The sequence below is a fragment of the Pseudomonas zhanjiangensis genome (assembly GCF_041027545.1).
GTDB lineage: Bacteria > Pseudomonadota > Gammaproteobacteria > Pseudomonadales > Pseudomonadaceae > Aquipseudomonas > Aquipseudomonas zhanjiangensis.
The window spans coordinates 107762-122158 of the sequence record NZ_JBFTEG010000007.1 but is presented as its reverse complement, the minus strand read 5'-3'; the positions used below and the strand labels follow the sequence as shown (position 1 = coordinate 122158).

General features: G+C 65.0%; 14 protein-coding genes. 8 read left to right on the top strand and 6 right to left on the bottom strand.

What is annotated here, in order from left to right:
* Nucleotides 1–46: 46 nt before the first annotated feature.
* A complete protein-coding gene (locus AB5S05_RS10885; protein ID WP_369287536.1) occupies nucleotides 47–421 on the bottom strand; it encodes a YajD family HNH nuclease in 375 nt (124 codons plus the stop codon).
* Between the two features lie 139 nt (nucleotides 422–560).
* Between AB5S05_RS10885 and AB5S05_RS10880 the strand changes: the two genes are divergently transcribed.
* Nucleotides 561–854: a hypothetical protein gene (locus tag AB5S05_RS10880; protein WP_369287535.1), complete on the top strand. Its 294-nt coding sequence runs from the start codon at nucleotides 561–563 to the stop codon at nucleotides 852–854.
* 14 nt (nucleotides 855–868) lie between these two features.
* Here AB5S05_RS10880 and AB5S05_RS10875 read toward each other — a convergent pair whose 3' ends face one another.
* Nucleotides 869–1342 carry a cyclic nucleotide-binding domain-containing protein gene (locus AB5S05_RS10875; RefSeq protein WP_369287534.1) on the bottom strand — a complete coding sequence of 158 codons (474 nt, stop codon included), beginning with the start codon at nucleotides 1340–1342 and terminating at the stop codon, nucleotides 869–871.
* Nucleotides 1343–1465: 123 nt separating this feature from the next.
* Nucleotides 1466–3508, bottom strand: a complete 2043-nt coding sequence (locus AB5S05_RS10870; RefSeq protein WP_369287533.1) for a S9 family peptidase — start codon at nucleotides 3506–3508, stop codon at nucleotides 1466–1468.
* Between the two features lie 110 nt (nucleotides 3509–3618).
* Between AB5S05_RS10870 and AB5S05_RS10865 the strand changes: the two genes are divergently transcribed.
* From AB5S05_RS10865 to AB5S05_RS10850, 4 genes are all read left to right on the top strand, one after another.
* Nucleotides 3619–4086: an MFS transporter gene (locus AB5S05_RS10865; RefSeq protein ID WP_369287532.1), complete on the top strand. Its 468-nt coding sequence runs from the start codon at nucleotides 3619–3621 to the stop codon at nucleotides 4084–4086.
* A 62-nt stretch (nucleotides 4087–4148) separates the two neighbouring features.
* Complete coding sequence (locus AB5S05_RS10860) at nucleotides 4149–4595, top strand: HIT family protein (protein ID WP_369287531.1); 447 nt, start codon at nucleotides 4149–4151, stop codon at nucleotides 4593–4595.
* 2 nt (nucleotides 4596–4597) lie between these two features.
* Nucleotides 4598–5371, top strand: coding sequence for a class II glutamine amidotransferase (locus AB5S05_RS10855; protein WP_369287530.1), 774 nt, complete (start codon nucleotides 4598–4600; stop codon nucleotides 5369–5371).
* Nucleotides 5372–5418: 47 nt separating this feature from the next.
* Nucleotides 5419–5943 carry a DUF2937 family protein gene (locus tag AB5S05_RS10850; protein WP_369287529.1) on the top strand — a complete coding sequence of 175 codons (525 nt, stop codon included), beginning with the start codon at nucleotides 5419–5421 and terminating at the stop codon, nucleotides 5941–5943.
* Between the two features lie 196 nt (nucleotides 5944–6139).
* Here AB5S05_RS10850 and AB5S05_RS10845 read toward each other — a convergent pair whose 3' ends face one another.
* The 3 genes from AB5S05_RS10845 to AB5S05_RS10835 all read right to left on the bottom strand — a co-directional run bounded on the left by AB5S05_RS10845 (nucleotide 6140) and on the right by AB5S05_RS10835 (nucleotide 10527).
* Nucleotides 6140–7498 (bottom strand): DUF1329 domain-containing protein, encoded by a 1359-nt coding sequence (locus tag AB5S05_RS10845; RefSeq protein ID WP_369287528.1) that lies wholly within the window; start codon nucleotides 7496–7498, stop codon nucleotides 6140–6142.
* A 16-nt stretch (nucleotides 7499–7514) separates the two neighbouring features.
* Nucleotides 7515–9368 carry a DUF1302 domain-containing protein gene (locus tag AB5S05_RS10840; protein ID WP_369287527.1) on the bottom strand — a complete coding sequence of 618 codons (1854 nt, stop codon included), beginning with the start codon at nucleotides 9366–9368 and terminating at the stop codon, nucleotides 7515–7517.
* Nucleotides 9369–9819: 451 nt separating this feature from the next.
* Nucleotides 9820–10527 carry a TetR/AcrR family transcriptional regulator gene (locus AB5S05_RS10835; RefSeq protein ID WP_369287526.1) on the bottom strand — a complete coding sequence of 236 codons (708 nt, stop codon included), beginning with the start codon at nucleotides 10525–10527 and terminating at the stop codon, nucleotides 9820–9822.
* Between the two features lie 154 nt (nucleotides 10528–10681).
* On the opposite strand from AB5S05_RS10835, the gene AB5S05_RS10830 reads away from it, so the two are divergent.
* The 3 genes from AB5S05_RS10830 to mhpA are packed head-to-tail and all read left to right on the top strand — an operon-like array spanning nucleotide 10682 to nucleotide 14396.
* Nucleotides 10682–11785, top strand: coding sequence for a VOC family protein (locus AB5S05_RS10830; RefSeq protein ID WP_369287525.1), 1104 nt, complete (start codon nucleotides 10682–10684; stop codon nucleotides 11783–11785).
* Nucleotides 11786–11810: 25 nt separating this feature from the next.
* The gene (locus AB5S05_RS10825) at nucleotides 11811–12779 is read left to right on the top strand and encodes a fumarylacetoacetate hydrolase family protein (RefSeq protein WP_369287524.1); all 969 of its coding nucleotides are present in this window, start codon (nucleotides 11811–11813) and stop codon (nucleotides 12777–12779) included.
* Between the two features lie 15 nt (nucleotides 12780–12794).
* Nucleotides 12795–14396, top strand: a complete 1602-nt coding sequence (gene mhpA, locus AB5S05_RS10820; RefSeq protein WP_369287523.1) for a bifunctional 3-(3-hydroxy-phenyl)propionate/3-hydroxycinnamic acid hydroxylase MhpA — start codon at nucleotides 12795–12797, stop codon at nucleotides 14394–14396.
* Nucleotide 14397 lies beyond the last annotated feature (1 nt).

The following is a 14397-nucleotide window of genomic DNA, read 5'->3' as shown; positions in this document are numbered from 1 at the left end:
CCCTTGGACAAAGGGCGCCAGTATACGGGGCGCGGCGGCCGACGGCTTACTCTTTGCTCTTGAGCAGGGCGGCCAGGTCGGCGAACGCCTTGTGCGTGACCTTGGGCCCCTGCTGGCTGGCGGTCGAGCCTTCGCTGAAGTACTGCTGGTCGGTGTAGCGCGAGTGCTCGTTGTCGTGGCAGTACAGGCACAACAGTTCCCAGTTGGAGCCGTCCTGGGGATTGTTGTCGTGGTTGTGGTCGCGGTGGTGCACGGTCAGCTCGCTCAGGCGCTTGCCGGAGAACTCGCGGCCACAGCGGCCGCATACGTGCGGGTACATCTTCAGGGCCTTCTGCCGGTAGCCTTCTTCGCGGCTGCGTTGGGCCTCGGCGAGAATGCGGTCGAGCTTGGCGGTGGGCGAGGGGGATTTGTCCGAACTCATGGCGAGGGTGTCCGTTGCTGGGCGTTGGTGCTTGGCAGCAGTTTAGTCCTGCCGATGGTCGCTGAGAACTGCATGCCCGGCACTTATCCAGCGGCGCATGGCCCAATGGACATCGGGGTTTGCAAACGGGAGAGCGTCGATGCGGCTGTTGCTGGTGTCTTTGCTGGGATTGCTGGCCGTCGGTGCGGATGCCGGCGAGCGGCTGCTGGTGCCGGCCGAGCGTGCGGCCGGGGCGCCCGGGACGCCGACGCCGCAGCCCTTTGTGCGGCCCGAGCCGCGCAATCCGCCGAAGGCTCCGAGGTTGCTCGACGATGGCCGGGGCCAGGAGGGACTGTGGCTGAAGTCGCCGCGCGGCAGCCTGGCGCCGGCCGATGGCGAGTTGCCCTTGCTGGAGCAGCAGCGCCGGCGCAACGCCCGGGAGGGGGTCGACTGAACGTGCCTGCGCCGCTAGATCTGTTGCTCGACCAGTTGCCCGTCGACCATGCGCAGGCGCTTGGACATGCTCACGGCGATGGCGCGGATGACCTGGGCGGCCACCTTGGGCGCTTCCTGCAGCATCTTCTCCAGCGAATCCTTGGCCAGGACCAGCAGGGTACAGTCGCTGATGGCCACGCAGCTGGCCGAACGCCGCTCGCCGTCGAGCACGGCCATTTCACCGAAGGCGCGGCCCTTGCGCAGCTGGGCGATCTCGATGTTGTCGCCGTTGGAATTGGTCTTGCAGATGGACACCGCGCCGAAATGGATGATGCACATGAAGGTGCCTGCATCCCCTTCGTTGCAGATGATCGCATCGGGCTCGTAGCTGCTGATGTTGAAATAACCGGCCGCGCTGAGGATCTCGTGCGCCTGCAGGTTGTTGAACAGGCCGCTGTCGAGCAGCATGTCGCGGATTTCATCGATCAGGTGGGAGTTGTCTGGCATTGGGGCTCTGCTACAGGGGTCGATAGGCATGCTCAGCGGCGACGTTAGCTGTCCGGCGCAGGCTTGCCAACTGCCATTCGCCGGAAGCTGTGATGCTCCGCTCACTCGCGGGTCTCGCGTCGCTCAGGCCCGTCCGAATACCTTGAGCAGGAAGGCATATTCCAGAGCCACATCGCGCAGCGCCTGGTAGCGGCCGCTCATGCCGCCGTGGCCGGCCTCCAGGTCGGTCTTGAGCAGCAACAGGTTGTGATCGGTCTTGTTGGCGCGCAGCTTGGCCACCCATTTGGCCGCCTCCCAGTACTGCACGCGGCTGTCGTTGTAGCCGGCGACGGCGAGGATCGCCGGGTAGGCCTGCTGCCGAACGTTTTCGTAGGGCGCGTAGGCCTTGATCCGTGCGAATACGGCCGGCTGGTTGGGGTCGCCCCATTCGTCGTACTCGGTGACGGTCAGCGGCAGGTCGGGGTTCTGCATGGTGTTGAGCACATCGACGAAGGGCACCTCGGCGATGGCCGCGGCGAACAGCTCGGGGCGCTGGTTGAGCACCGCGCCGATCAGCAGGCCACCGGCGCTGCCGCCGCTGATGGCGAGTCGGTCAGCGGCGGTGTAGCCGCCGGCGATCAGGTGCTCGGCGCAGGCGATAAAGTCAGTAAAGGTATTGGTCTTGTGTTCCAGCTTGCCGGCGCGGTACCAGGCCTCGCCCAACTCGCCGCCGCCGCGCACATGGGCGATGGCGAAGACGAAGCCGCGCTCGAGCAGGCTCAGGCGCGCATGGGAGAACCAGGGGTCGAGGCTTTCGCCGTAGGCGCCGTAGCCATACAGATAGAGCGGTGCCGGCTGTCCGGCCTGCAACACTTCGCGCCTGGCCACCAGGCTGATCGGCACCTGGCTGCCGTCCGGTGCGCTCGCCCACAGGCGCTGACTGAGATAGGCGTCGGCGTCGAACGGGCCTTCCACCGGGGTCTGCTTGAGCACCCGCTGCGCGCCGCTGGCCAGTTCCAGCTGGCGGATCTGCGCGGGCCGGTTGAGCGCCTCGTAGCGCAGGCGGATCACCGGGCTGGCGAACTCCAGGCTGTCCTGCACGTACAGGCTGTAGGCCGCATCCGGCAGATCGACCCGGTAGGCCGCGCCTCCCTCGGGCTGCACCTCGATGATCGGCAGGCCACCCTCGCGCAGGCTGAGGGTCAGGGCGTGCGCGTTCAGACTGAGGCCTTCGAGCATCACCTGCGGGTCGTGGCCGCGCAGCAGCTGCCAGCGCTCGCGGGTGGGCGTGGCGCCATCGTCCGGGGCCTGGAACAGGGCGAAGTTGATGCCGGCCTGGTTGCTGCGGATCAGCCAGGTCCAGGCGCCGTCGAGCTTGCCGTGGTCGACGTGGTACTCGTGGCCATCCTCGCGTGGCGCCAGGCAGCGGAAGGGCTGCTGCGGGGTGTCGGCATCCAGCACCCAGGTCTCGCTGGTGGTCTTGCTGTCCAGGGCCAGCAGCAGCTGGCGTTCCGAGCTGCTGCGGTAGCAATGCAGGAAGAAGCGGCCGTCGTCCTCGTGGAACACCAGCTCGGCCTTGTCGCTGCCCAGGCGGTGGCGATAGAGCTTGTGCGGCCGGTGGGTCTCGTCCAGTTCGCCGAAGAACAGGGTCTGGCTGTCATTGGCCCAGGTCATGCTGCCGTCGCAGTCGTCGAACGGCAATTCGCTAAGGGCACCGCTGTCCAGTTCCTTGACGAACAGGCGGTAGATCTCGTCGCCGCTGCGGTCCAGGCTGTAGGCCAGGCGCCGATGGTCCTGGCTGATGCTGAAGGCGCCGAGTGACAGGTAGCCGCCCTCGGCCAGGGCGTTGGGGTCGAGCAGCAACTGCTCGGCGTTTTCGTCGACCGCCAGGGAGCCGTCGGCCGGACGCGGGCAGCGGTAGTGGCGCGGGTACTCGTCGCCGGCGGTGGTGCGCTGGTAGTACAGCCAGGGGCCCCAGGGCGCGGGCAGCGACAGGTCGGTCTCGCGGATGCGGCCCTTGATCTCCTGAAACAGGGTCTCGCGCAAGGGCGCCTGCTCGGCCAGTTCGGCATCCAGGTAGGCGTTCTCCGCCCGCAGATGCTCGAGCACCTCCTGGCTGTCGCGATTTTCCAGCCAGCGGTAGGGGTCTGCGCCAGGCTCGATGCGGGCGATAGGGGCGTGCGGCATGGGGCAACTCCAGGGGCAAACGGGGCGACGGCGCAGGCGCCGAACCGCGCAAAAGCCGTTATCATAAGCCCCACTTTGTCAGCCCCGCCATGCCAGGGATCAGCAACGCTATGATTTACGACGATTATCAACTGGCCTGGGCCATCTATGCCGTCGCCGCGCTCGGCTGCCTGCTGGTCTGGTTCCGCCTGACCGGCTGGATGTGGCGCTACCTGCGCGAGCCCCTGCGCCTGCTGGCCGCGGTGCTGCTGCTGACCCCGACCATCGTCGAGCCGAGCAAGGAGCTGTTCGCCCCGGCCGTGGCCATTACCGCGATGGATGTGCTGTTCAAGGTCGGCGACAACGCCTGGCGCGCGGTGGCCGACCTGGCCATGTATGGCCTGATCGCCTTCGCCGTCTACCTGCTGTTCGTCGCCGTACGCTGGCCCATCGAACGCTGGTGGAAGGCCCGCCGGGCGAGCGAGCCGGTGGCCGCGGAACGGGCGCCGACCCTGCGTGAGCTGATGCAGGACGAGGGCGACGACCGCCGCCTCGCAGCGCAAGGCGCCCGCGGCCGGCGGCTCGAACCACGTCTCTGACCGCGCGTCTTCGGGCCGGCCGAGAGACGGGCAGACGGGGCCATGGTGTGCCAGGAGGGCTTATGGACTGTGTGTTTTGTACGATTGCCGCCGATCGCCTGCCGGCTTACCGGCTTTACGAGGACGAGTACTTCATCGTCATGCTCGACATCTTTCCTCTGCGCCCGGCCCATGTGCTGATCGTCAGCCGTGAGCATGCCCCCACACTGGGCGACCTGTCCGCGGCCGCCCGCGAGCGCCTGCTCGAGCTAGCCCAGAGGGTCGCCAGTGGGTTACGCGCGGCCGGTTACGGCCAGGAGGGGATCAACTTCCTGATCAACGACGGCCCGGCGTCCAACCAGCACGTGCCGCACCTGCATCTGCACCTGATTCCGCGTCGCCGCGGCGATGTGCTGCGGCTGATCTGGCGCGCCGTCACGCGCTTCCTGCCGCAGGGGCGCAGGCGCCTGGAGGCGCAACTGCAGACGCAGGCCGAACGGCTGCGCAACACCTTGGCCGGAGCCTTCTAGTCATGTGCGAACTGCTCGGCATGAGTGCCAACGTGCCCACCGATATCGTCTTCAGCTTCACCGGACTGATGCGCCGTGGCGGCGGCACCGGGCCGCACCGTGACGGCTGGGGCATCGGCTTCTACGAGGGGCGCGGCCTGCGTCTGTTCCAGGAGCCGCGGGCGAGCAGCGAGTCGGAGGTGGCGCAGCTGGTGCAGCGTTATCCGATCAAGAGCGAAGTGGTGATCGGCCATATTCGCCAGGCCAACGTCGGCAAGGTGTGCCTGGCCAATACCCACCCGTTCGTGCGCGAACTCTGGGGGCGCAACTGGTGTTTCGCCCATAACGGCCAGCTGGCCGATTTCAGTCCGGCCCCGGGCTTCTACCGGCCGGTGGGCGATACCGACAGCGAGGCGGCCTTCTGCGACCTGCTCAATCGCCTGCGCGCGGCCTTCCCGGAGCCGGTGCCGGTGGAGGTGGTGTTGCCGGGCCTGGTCTCGGCCTGCGTGGCCTATCGCGGCCACGGCGTATTCAACTGCCTGCTCAGCGACGGCGACTGGCTGTTCAGTTTCTGTTCGAGCAAACTGGCGCACATCACCCGGCGCGCGCCCTTTGGCCCGGCGCAGCTGAAGGATGTCGACGTGCGGGTGGATTTCCAGGCCGAGACCACGCCCAACGACGTGGTCACGGTGCTGGCCACCGAGCCGCTGACCGACAACGAGCGCTGGAACCTCTACCAGCCCGGTGAGTGGCGGCTGTGGCGGGCCGGCGAGTGCCTGGCCCAGGGCAACACCTAGCGGGCACGGCGCGCTATCTCTCAAGTCATCCGAGTCATGGGGCATGCATGTTTAGAAGCTATCTGCGTTTGACCCTGTTCGCCCTGGGGCTGTTGCTCGGTGTACAGGTGCCGGGATTCGTCGACGACTACGCCAAACGCGTCGAGGCGCACCGGCTGGAAGCTGAGCAGGGTCTGGAAGGCTTTCGGGTCACCGCCAAGCGCTTCTTCGCCGGCGATCTGCAGGCGCTGGTGGCGCACTACCGGGCCAGCAAGGATGAGGTGATGCGCAGCGATGCGCAGAGTCTTTCTGCCCTGGTCGAACGGGACCAGTGGCTCGAGCGTGAGTGGCAGGCCATGCAGGGCTCCTGGTATGCCCAGGTCTGGCACCTGGCGACGGCGGCCGATGACCAGTTGCTCGGTGAGACCTACGCCGCCTACCGCTACCAGGTGTTGCTGGCGCCCGAGGCGATTGCCTGGGCCATCGCCTGTGCGCTGCTGCTGGCCTGGCTGGTGGAGGGAACCCTGGTGCTGCTCGGCCTGGCCCTGGGCGTCGGCCGCAGCCGCAAGGTGCAGCAGCGGCACTGGCGATAAGACTCCGGCGAACAGGTACGGGGCTGGCGGGGCGTGCTGGAGGGGCGTGCTGGAGGGGCCTGGCCCCGTTGTGCCGGTCCCCGGCGCTCTGCTTGTTCGGTGCGCTTGACTGTCAGCCTCGGTAGAGAGAGCCGCCCCTCGCCAGAATAAAAAAAGACCGCCGGTTAAGGCGGCCAAAGGCTGGGACAATTGGCGCTCAGCGCACGCCGGCGTTGCGCAGGGCGGTCGGGGTGTAGTCGGCGGCGAGGCTGCGGATACCAAATTCGACGGGCCGTTTCTCCTCGTTCTTCATGCCGGACACGATATAGCGACCATTGATCAGGTCATGGGTGGTTTCCACGGCTAGCCAGGGCACCTGGACGTCGTAGTAGGGTTGCAGGTGTCCTTCGGCCGCGCGCCAGAGGATGCCGCGCGAGTCGTAGTGTTCGGCCAGGACGATCTGCCAGGAGTCTTCGTCGAGGTAGAACGTCCGCTTGGCATAGACATGCCGCTCGCCGGGCTTCAGCTTGGCTTCCACCACCCAGACGCGATGCAGCTCGTAGCGGGTGAAGTCCGGGTTGAGGTGACCGGCCTGAACGATGTCCCGATAGTTGAGCTTGGGTGAGTCCAGCTTGAAGCTGTTGTAGGGAATGAACAGCTCGCGTTTGCCGATCAGCTGCCAGTCGTAGCGATCCAGCGCCCCGTTGAACATGTCGAAATTGTCGGCGACGCGCAGGCCTTCGGAGCCCGGGTAGGGGCCGTCATAGGCTACCTGGGGCGCCCGCCGGACCCGCCTCTGGCCGGCGTTATATAGCCAGGCCTTGCGCGGTTCTTCGACCTGATTGAGGGTTTCATGAACCAGCACCACGTTCCCGGCCAGGCGGGCCGGAGAGCTGACCCGCTCCTTGAAATAGAACAGGATGTTGTCCGGCTTGGCGGGGTCGAAGTCGCTCAACTGGTCGCGGTAGCTGAACTGCTGGTGGAAGTAGATGGGGGTGAAGGTCCCGTCATGCTGGGGCGTGGCCTGCACGCTGGTACGCCGCATGCTGCCGCCCCGGTAGCGGGTGATGTGGTTCCAGATCACCTCCTGACCGTTCTGCGCAATGGGAAAGGGATAGGCCGTCTCGAAGTGGCTCAGGCCATTGCCGTTTCCAATCAATTGGGTGTTGAGTGCGTTCTGTTGCGCCGCGCGGTAGACGGACTCCGGCAGGGCGACGCTGCGGTGGCTGGGGTAGATGGGCAAGCGATAGGTCTTGGGGTAGCGCTGCAGCATGGCGAGCTGGCCGGCGCTCAGTTTCTCCCGATACTGGGCGACGTTCTGCGCATCTATGGTGAACAGCGGTTGCTCGTCGGCGTAGGGATCATCGAGAAAGCCATCGGCATTGCGCTCACCGCTGGTTTTTGCCAGGCCGCCGCTCCAGGCGGGAATGCTGCCGTCGGCATTGCCGGCCTGTTCGGCGCCCAGGGGGGTGAGGCTGTGGCCGAGTTGCGCGGCCCGTTCGGCCGGCACGGCCGCCAGTGCGGAACTGGCCATGAGAGTTAGGCCCAGGGCCGTGGTCTGAATCATCTGTTTCATGGTCTTCTCGCCTGCTTTAGAAGGACATACCGACACTGAACGCGAGGAAGTCGCGATCGACGTTGGTGTTGTAGGAGCCGCCGAAGAAGTCGGTGTACGACAGGCTGGCGCTGTAGGTGTTGAGGTACTCGGCATCCAGGCCCAGGCTGATGGCCTTGCTGCCCTCGTTGAAGCCGGGCTCAGGGGCGTAACCCTCGACATCGTGCGACCAGGCCAGATTGGGCTTGAGCGTCACGCCTGGGATCAGGTCGTTGTATTCCCAGATGGCGCGCAGCTTGTAGCCCCAGGAGTTTGGAGTGACGAAGCCGTCCTCGTTGCAGTTCTGCGCAGTGACCGGGCTGACCAGATTGCGACAGAGATTGTTATCCGGGTAGAGCGCACCCGAGCCATATACGGGGTCGCGGCCGAAGCGCGTACCGCCTTTGCCGTCCAGGTCGCTGACATGCACCAGGCCGACCTCGCCGATCAGGGTCAGGCGCTCGGCGCCCATCACCTGCTCGAAGAAGTGCATGGCGGTGACCTGCGCCTGGGTGACCGGCTTGCGTTGGTAGCCCTTGATCAGCTCGGAATTGGCCACCGAGCCGCCGCCGGTACCCATCATGCTGAGGTCGACCGCATTGATCTGGATTGGAAGATTGGGCCGGTAGCTGATCTCGCCGGACAGGGCGGTGTTGCTTGGCAGGGTGGTGGAGAAGCTCAGGCCGTATAGGCGGATATCTTCCGGGTAGGCGACTTGGTACTGAGCGGTGCCGAGGCGGTAGGAAGCAACCAGCTGATCGAGGTTCGCCCCGAGCGCACCTGCGCACACCATGGGATCGGCTATCCCCAGGTTGGCGCACAGTTGCGGCACGAAACTCAGGTCGGCGATGTGCGGGCTGGCGATCAGGTTGATGCTGGGCTGACGGCTGTGGTAGTTGATGAAGTAGGCGCCGAACTCGCTGTCCAGCTCGGGCACGAACCAGCGCAGTGCAGTGCCCCACTGACCGCCGTCACGGGCATCCTCATCGGCCGCGCGGGAAACCACTATGCCTTCGGCGCCCAGGTTGACGCCGAAAGGGGCGAGCGCCGCCTGGGCCACGGGGTTGGCGCTGAGGTCAGGGCCGATCGCGGCGCTTTCGCAGCCATCGGCGGCGAAGTCGTTCTGCGAGAAGAAGGTGCCGCAGTTGTCCACCACCGTCTGCTGCCAATCCAGCTGGTAGAAGCCTTCCAGCGAGAGGTTGTCGGTCAGGTTCTGCGACAGGTAGAACATGCTCACCGGGATCAAACCCTCCTTGATCTCGGCACCGGGGCGGCGAAATGCCGAGACGTCCACCGGGTTGATACTGTTGATGCCGCCCTGGATGAAGGTGCTTTCCCCCCAGCTGACCACCTGCTTGCCCAGGCGGACGGTGCCGGGCAGTTCGCCGATCACGTAATTGTGGTAGAGGAAGGCATCGAGCAGCTCGGCCCCGGAGGCCTTGGCGCCTTCCTTGCGGTTACTGTCATCGATGGCCTTGAAGGGGCGGCTTTCGTCCTTCAACTCGAAGTCGTACCAGTACTTGCCGCGAACGAAGACGCCGCTGTCGCCGTACTTCAGTTCGAGGTCGTGCAGCCCCTTGAAGATCTTCGAGAAGGTTTCACCTTTCTTGAAGTTCAGCCGCCCATCGTCGGAAATGCTGGCAAAACCCTTGCCGCCATTGGTCTCGCCGATCAGTTCGCTATCGGCGTCGCGCAGTGCCCAGCTGGCACCGACGCTGAGCGAGGAGTCGAATTGTCCCTCGATCTCGCCGAGGTTGAAGGTCACGGCGAAGGCCGGGGTGGCCAGGCTGCTGGTCAGGCCAATGGCAAGTGACAGGCGGGCGCGCCGCCAGGGAATTCTTCTGCTGTTCACGTCCACTTCCTCTCTTGTTGTTGTTCTTTACGCTGCTCAACTGCGTTGCAAGGCGCTCCCCCACCGGTGATGCCGGGGTTGAAGGAGTGGTCCCTCGGCCTAGCTCCTTACCCTTGTGACGTTAATTCAATTCTGAATATTATTCAATTATGTGTGGGTGTCATATTTTTGCGACGGCCGGCTCAACTTGGAGCGGCGCGCCTTGGTCGGAGGGCTCTGGCTGGGCGATCAGCTGTGAGCAGGAGTGCAGGGCGGCATGCAGTCACTCAGCGAAGGGAGGGCAACGTGGCGAGTTGTCGGCCCATGGGGCCTGGAGGCGGGGAGGCGATCCGGCCGTGTGGCCAGTCTCGGGCGGGAGGCTGGAGCGAGAGCGTCGCGCCGGCATCAGCTCAGGGCCGAGCGGCCCTGGCTGATTGCTGCGGAATGGGAATGGCGCAGCAAGCTGGCGAGCTTAGGGCTGCTCGTTCAACTGACCCTTGAGTTCACGCTCACGCTCGTTCAGGGCGATCAGCGAGATGGGGAACCGGGTCTTGGCGGGGAGCGGGTATTCGATCTGCGAAATCCGCTTGGCTTCCGCCGAACTCATGCCGACCAGCAGCAGAAAGTTCTCGATGATCTTCGGAATGGCGCTGGGCGCCATGTTTCCCCGGTACAGGTCGGCGCCCGAATAGAGCGTGCTGCCGGTGATCATATTGAGTGTGATCATCAGGTCGTTGACCTGAAAGCGATTCTTGTCGATGCCCGCTTGCATGTCCTGCTTGGCGCGCTCACGAATATCGTTGGCATAAAGCTCCAGCGGAACGCCGCTTTCGAACAGCAGCTTGCTGAAACCAGCGGTGTCGCAGAACAGGTTGAAGGTGTAGTGCATCGATGCGGCCAGACGCTCGGCTGGGTCCTCCAGCCCAGCTGTCACCTGGTCGACCTCCAGATGGTAGTTGCGCAGTACCAACTGGATGACCGCCGCGAGTATGTCCGCCTTGGAATCGTAGTAGTTGTAGAAGGTCCCCAGGCCGACATCGGCCTGCTCGGTCAGGTCGCTGATATTGGTTTTCTCGTAGCCCTTCTCCAGCAGGCACAGCTGCATGGCGGTTAGCAGCGTGTCGCGGGTCCGTTCGCGCTTGCGTACGGCGCGCGATGGCTGAGTGGTTTCAGCGGTCATGGTGATGCCTATCCGAATGGGCGGGCGGCCATTTTAACAACTTCTGGTCAGCGCGCAGCGAGAAAAACTGAAAAAGATTCACAAATGACGATTGTTCGTTCATAGTGTGCCGCAAGCCGCCCAATGGGGCGTAAACGACCGAGCGGAGGACGCCATGAGCCGTGTTACCGATCAGCTGCAGATGCAGCTGGAAGCCGATTGCATCGTCAGCGAGCGGGCCAGCGAACCAGTGGTGAAGGTTCAAGCCCTGGCCTATCTGGTGCTCACGCGGCCCGATCTCGATGAGGCGGCTCGCTTCTTCACGGATTTCGGTTTGCTGATCGATGCGCGCTCCGATGAAGTGATCTACCTGCGCGGGCTGAGCACGGCTCATCAGATGCTGGTGCTGGAGAAGGGGGCCAAGGGCTTCGCCCGAATCGGCATGCTGGCCAGCGAAGAAGACCTGGAAACCCTGTCAAGGCGCTTTGCCGTGCCGGTTCAGCAGCATCCGGATGAGCTGGGCGGGCGTTTCGTCGCGCTCAAAGATCCGGACGGCTTGGTCGTCGAAGTCTGCGCCGGGCTCAAGTCGCTCGAGGCCTTGTCCGAGCCGGAGCCGCGGCAGTGGAACCATGCCGGTGACAACAAGCTGCGCCTGGGCGACATGGCGCACAGCCGGCTGCAACCCTCGCGCGTCTACAAGCTGGGCCACACGGTGCACAGCGTGGCGAGCATGCAGGCCTCGCTGAACTGGTACCAGCAGACCCTCGGCATGATCGTTTCGGACTTCCAGTTCCTGCCCGAGGATCCGCTGCCCGTCGTCGCCTTCATGCGCTGCGACTGCGGTGAGCGGCCGGTGGATCACCACACCTTCGCCGTGGCCACCGCCCCCCTGCTCGGGCACGCCCACTCGGCATTCGAGTTGGACGACCTGGAAGACCTGCTGGTCGGTCACACCTGGCTGAAGAACAAGAAATATTCGCACTCCTGGGGATTCGGCCGGCATGTGCTGGGCAGCCAGATCTTCGATTACTGGCGCGAGCCCAACGGGGATGTGTTCGAGCACTACGTCGATGGCGATGTGTTCGCTGCGGATCATCCCACCGGCTACTGCCTGTTCGATTCCCATGCCCAGCACCAGTGGGGGCCGGAGATTTCCAAGGACATCACCGGCCAGAACCGTCCGCTGGCGGTTGTGCGCTCGGTCGTCAAACGCCTGCTGCGCAAGGACGACCTGACCCTGGGTCGGATCAAGCGCCTGCTCAAGGCCGTCAACTCCTGACCCTTTCATCCGAAGAGGATCTGATATGGCTTGTAACGTGGTTCGTTTCGTCGCCCATGGCCGCGACGAGATTCAATGGGGCGTGCTCGATGGCGCCATCTATCCGCTCGAGGGGCAGTACCCGACGACGGCCGATTTCCTACGCACCGGGCGCAAGCAGGCGTTCGCCTTGTCGCGCAAGCTGCCGGGCAAGAGCCGTGCGATCGCCCTCGATCAGGTCAAGCTGCTGGCGCCGGTCACCGCGCCGTGCCAGGTGCTGTGCCAGGGGGCCAACTATCGGCAGCACATGGTCGACTCGGGGATGAACCCCGACGACAAGAAATTCAACATGATCTTCAACAAGTCGGCCGCCAGCATCACCGGGCCGACCGACGAGGTCGTACGCCCCGCGCACGTCGCCCTGCTGGACTACGAGGTCGAGTTGGGGCTGGTCATCGGCGCCGACATCAGCGAACCGCGCGAGATTCATGAAGGCGATCTGCCCGACGTGATCGCCGGACTGGTGATCGGCAACGACGTCTCGGCGCGGGACGTGCAGCTGCCGCAGATGCAGTTTTACAAGGGCAAGAGCTATCGCAGCTTCTGCCCCGTGGGGCCGGTGCTCTGTCTGCTGGAGCCGCAAGAGTTCCACTACCTGAACAAGCTCGAGTTGCAGCTGAGCGTCAATGGCCGCACACGCCAGCGTGAAAGCAGCGGCGACATGGTGTTCAAGCCGGCGCAGACCCTCAGCGAGCTGACCCAGATTGCCCATCTGAACGTCGGTGATCTGGTGCTGACCGGCACGCCGGCCGGTTGCGCCCTGGGCATCCCGTCGCCGCTGCTGGTCAGGCTCGTCGGTCTGCTGCCGGAGCGCAAGAAGTGGAACCTCTTCCGCAAGATGCAGGGCAAACGCTCCGACTACCTGCAGCCGGGTGACGTGATGGAGCTGTCCATCCGTAGCGCCGATGGCGTCATCGACCTGGGCCGGCAGCGCAACACCATCGTTCAGGGTTGAGTGAGGAGAGGCGCTATGGCCAGTCAAACCGGGCATTTCGATGTCGTGATCATTGGCGCGGGGCCCTGTGGGGTCACCGCAGCCAACCTCCTGGGCAGCCAGGGAATCGACACCCTGGTGGTCGATAAGGCCGCCGACGTCCTGCCGATCCCGCGAGCCATCGGCATGTGCAACGAAGGTGCGCGCATCCTGCAGGGCATCGGCTTGTACCAGCGCGCTCTGCAGGACATGCGCCTGATCGACAAGGTGCGTTTCCTGGCCACGGGCGGTCAGGAGATCTTCCATGCCGACACCGGGGCGCAGGTCAACGGCTTTGCCGAGCAGCACATGTTCTACCAGCCGCATCTGGAGCGACAGCTGCGCGATGGCTTGCAGCGCCATCCCAGCGTCCAGCTCGAGACTGCCTGCGAGTGCCTGCAGATCGATCAGCTGGACAGCGGTGTGAGGCTGTGGCTGAAGGATGCTCAGGGCCGGCGCAGGCAGGTGACCTGCCAATACCTGCTGGCCGCCGATGGGGCCCGCAGCACCGTGCGCAAGGTGCTGGGGCTGGACTTCAAGGGCAAGACCTACGCCCAGGACTGGCTGATCCTCGACGTCGGCAAGGACCCTTGTCCCAATCATGAGTTGGTCTTCCTGTGCGATCCACGACGGCCGGGGGTGACCATGTCGGCGCCCTTCGGCAAGCGCCGCTGGGAGTTCCTGATCAAGGATGGCGAATCCCACCAACAGATGCTCAGCGACGCCAGCGTGCGCCAGCTGCTTGAGCCCTGGGGCGACGCCAAGGCGATGCAGGTGGAACGCCGCGCCGTCTACACCTTTCACGCCCGGGTGGCGGAGCGCTTTCGCGATGGCCGGGTGTTCCTGCTGGGGGATGCCGCCCACATCACGCCGCCGTTTGCCGGTCAGGGCATGATGGCGGGGCTGCGCGATGCCCACAATCTGAGCTGGAAGCTGGCCGCTGTTCTGCGTGGCCGCTTGGGCGAGCAGATTCTCGACAGCTATGACCGCGAGCGCCGGCCACAGGCCCGGCAGGTTATCGACTTCGCGCGCTTCGTCGGGGTCACCATCTTGCCCCAGCGGCGCTGGTCGGCGTCCCTGCGCGACGGCGTATTTCGCGGTCTCAAGTGGTTAGGTCTGCACTCCGAAAACAAGGGCCTGCGGCTGAAGAAGCCTTGCAACCACATCAACGGTTCGCGCTGGGCGCACCTGTGGCGCGGCAGGGCCTTGCACCTGGGTATCGAGATTCCACAGCAGCCCTTGTTCGACGAGCAGGGCCGAGTGGTGTCGCTGGACGCCCACCTGGCCGGCCAGTTCCACCTGATCGGCGCCGACTGCGACCCGCTCCGGTTCCTCGCCGACAGCACGCTGCAGCGCTGGCGGCAGCTGGATGGCCGTTCGCTGACCATCGCCAGTCGGCCCAAGGTCGGCGCGCTGAGCGATAGCCGGGGGGACTACCGCTGGCTGGCAGGGCGCCGCCCCGTGGTGCTGGTGCGCCCCGACCGGATGATGGTGCTGCGCTGCTCGCCGCGACAGCTCGATCGGCAATTGAACCGCTACCTCGACAGCATCGGCTGCCAACCCGAGTTGGACAGTCACTACCTTTCGCCAGCCTATTGAG

Coding starts and splice junctions, on each gene's coding strand:
- AB5S05_RS10885 (WP_369287536.1), bottom strand. CDS start 421: ATGAGTTCGGACAAATCCCCCTCGCCCACCGCCAAGCTCGACCGCATT.
- AB5S05_RS10880 (WP_369287535.1), top strand. CDS start 561: ATGCGGCTGTTGCTGGTGTCTTTGCTGGGATTGCTGGCCGTCGGTGCG.
- AB5S05_RS10875 (WP_369287534.1), bottom strand. CDS start 1,342: ATGCCAGACAACTCCCACCTGATCGATGAAATCCGCGACATGCTGCTC.
- AB5S05_RS10870 (WP_369287533.1), bottom strand. CDS start 3,508: ATGCCGCACGCCCCTATCGCCCGCATCGAGCCTGGCGCAGACCCCTAC.
- AB5S05_RS10865 (WP_369287532.1), top strand. CDS start 3,619: ATGATTTACGACGATTATCAACTGGCCTGGGCCATCTATGCCGTCGCC.
- AB5S05_RS10860 (WP_369287531.1), top strand. CDS start 4,149: ATGGACTGTGTGTTTTGTACGATTGCCGCCGATCGCCTGCCGGCTTAC.
- AB5S05_RS10855 (WP_369287530.1), top strand. CDS start 4,598: ATGTGCGAACTGCTCGGCATGAGTGCCAACGTGCCCACCGATATCGTC.
- AB5S05_RS10850 (WP_369287529.1), top strand. CDS start 5,419: ATGTTTAGAAGCTATCTGCGTTTGACCCTGTTCGCCCTGGGGCTGTTG.
- AB5S05_RS10845 (WP_369287528.1), bottom strand. CDS start 7,498: ATGAAACAGATGATTCAGACCACGGCCCTGGGCCTAACTCTCATGGCC.
- AB5S05_RS10835 (WP_369287526.1), bottom strand. CDS start 10,527: ATGACCGCTGAAACCACTCAGCCATCGCGCGCCGTACGCAAGCGCGAA.
- AB5S05_RS10830 (WP_369287525.1), top strand. CDS start 10,682: ATGAGCCGTGTTACCGATCAGCTGCAGATGCAGCTGGAAGCCGATTGC.
- AB5S05_RS10825 (WP_369287524.1), top strand. CDS start 11,811: ATGGCTTGTAACGTGGTTCGTTTCGTCGCCCATGGCCGCGACGAGATT.
- mhpA (WP_369287523.1), top strand. CDS start 12,795: ATGGCCAGTCAAACCGGGCATTTCGATGTCGTGATCATTGGCGCGGGG.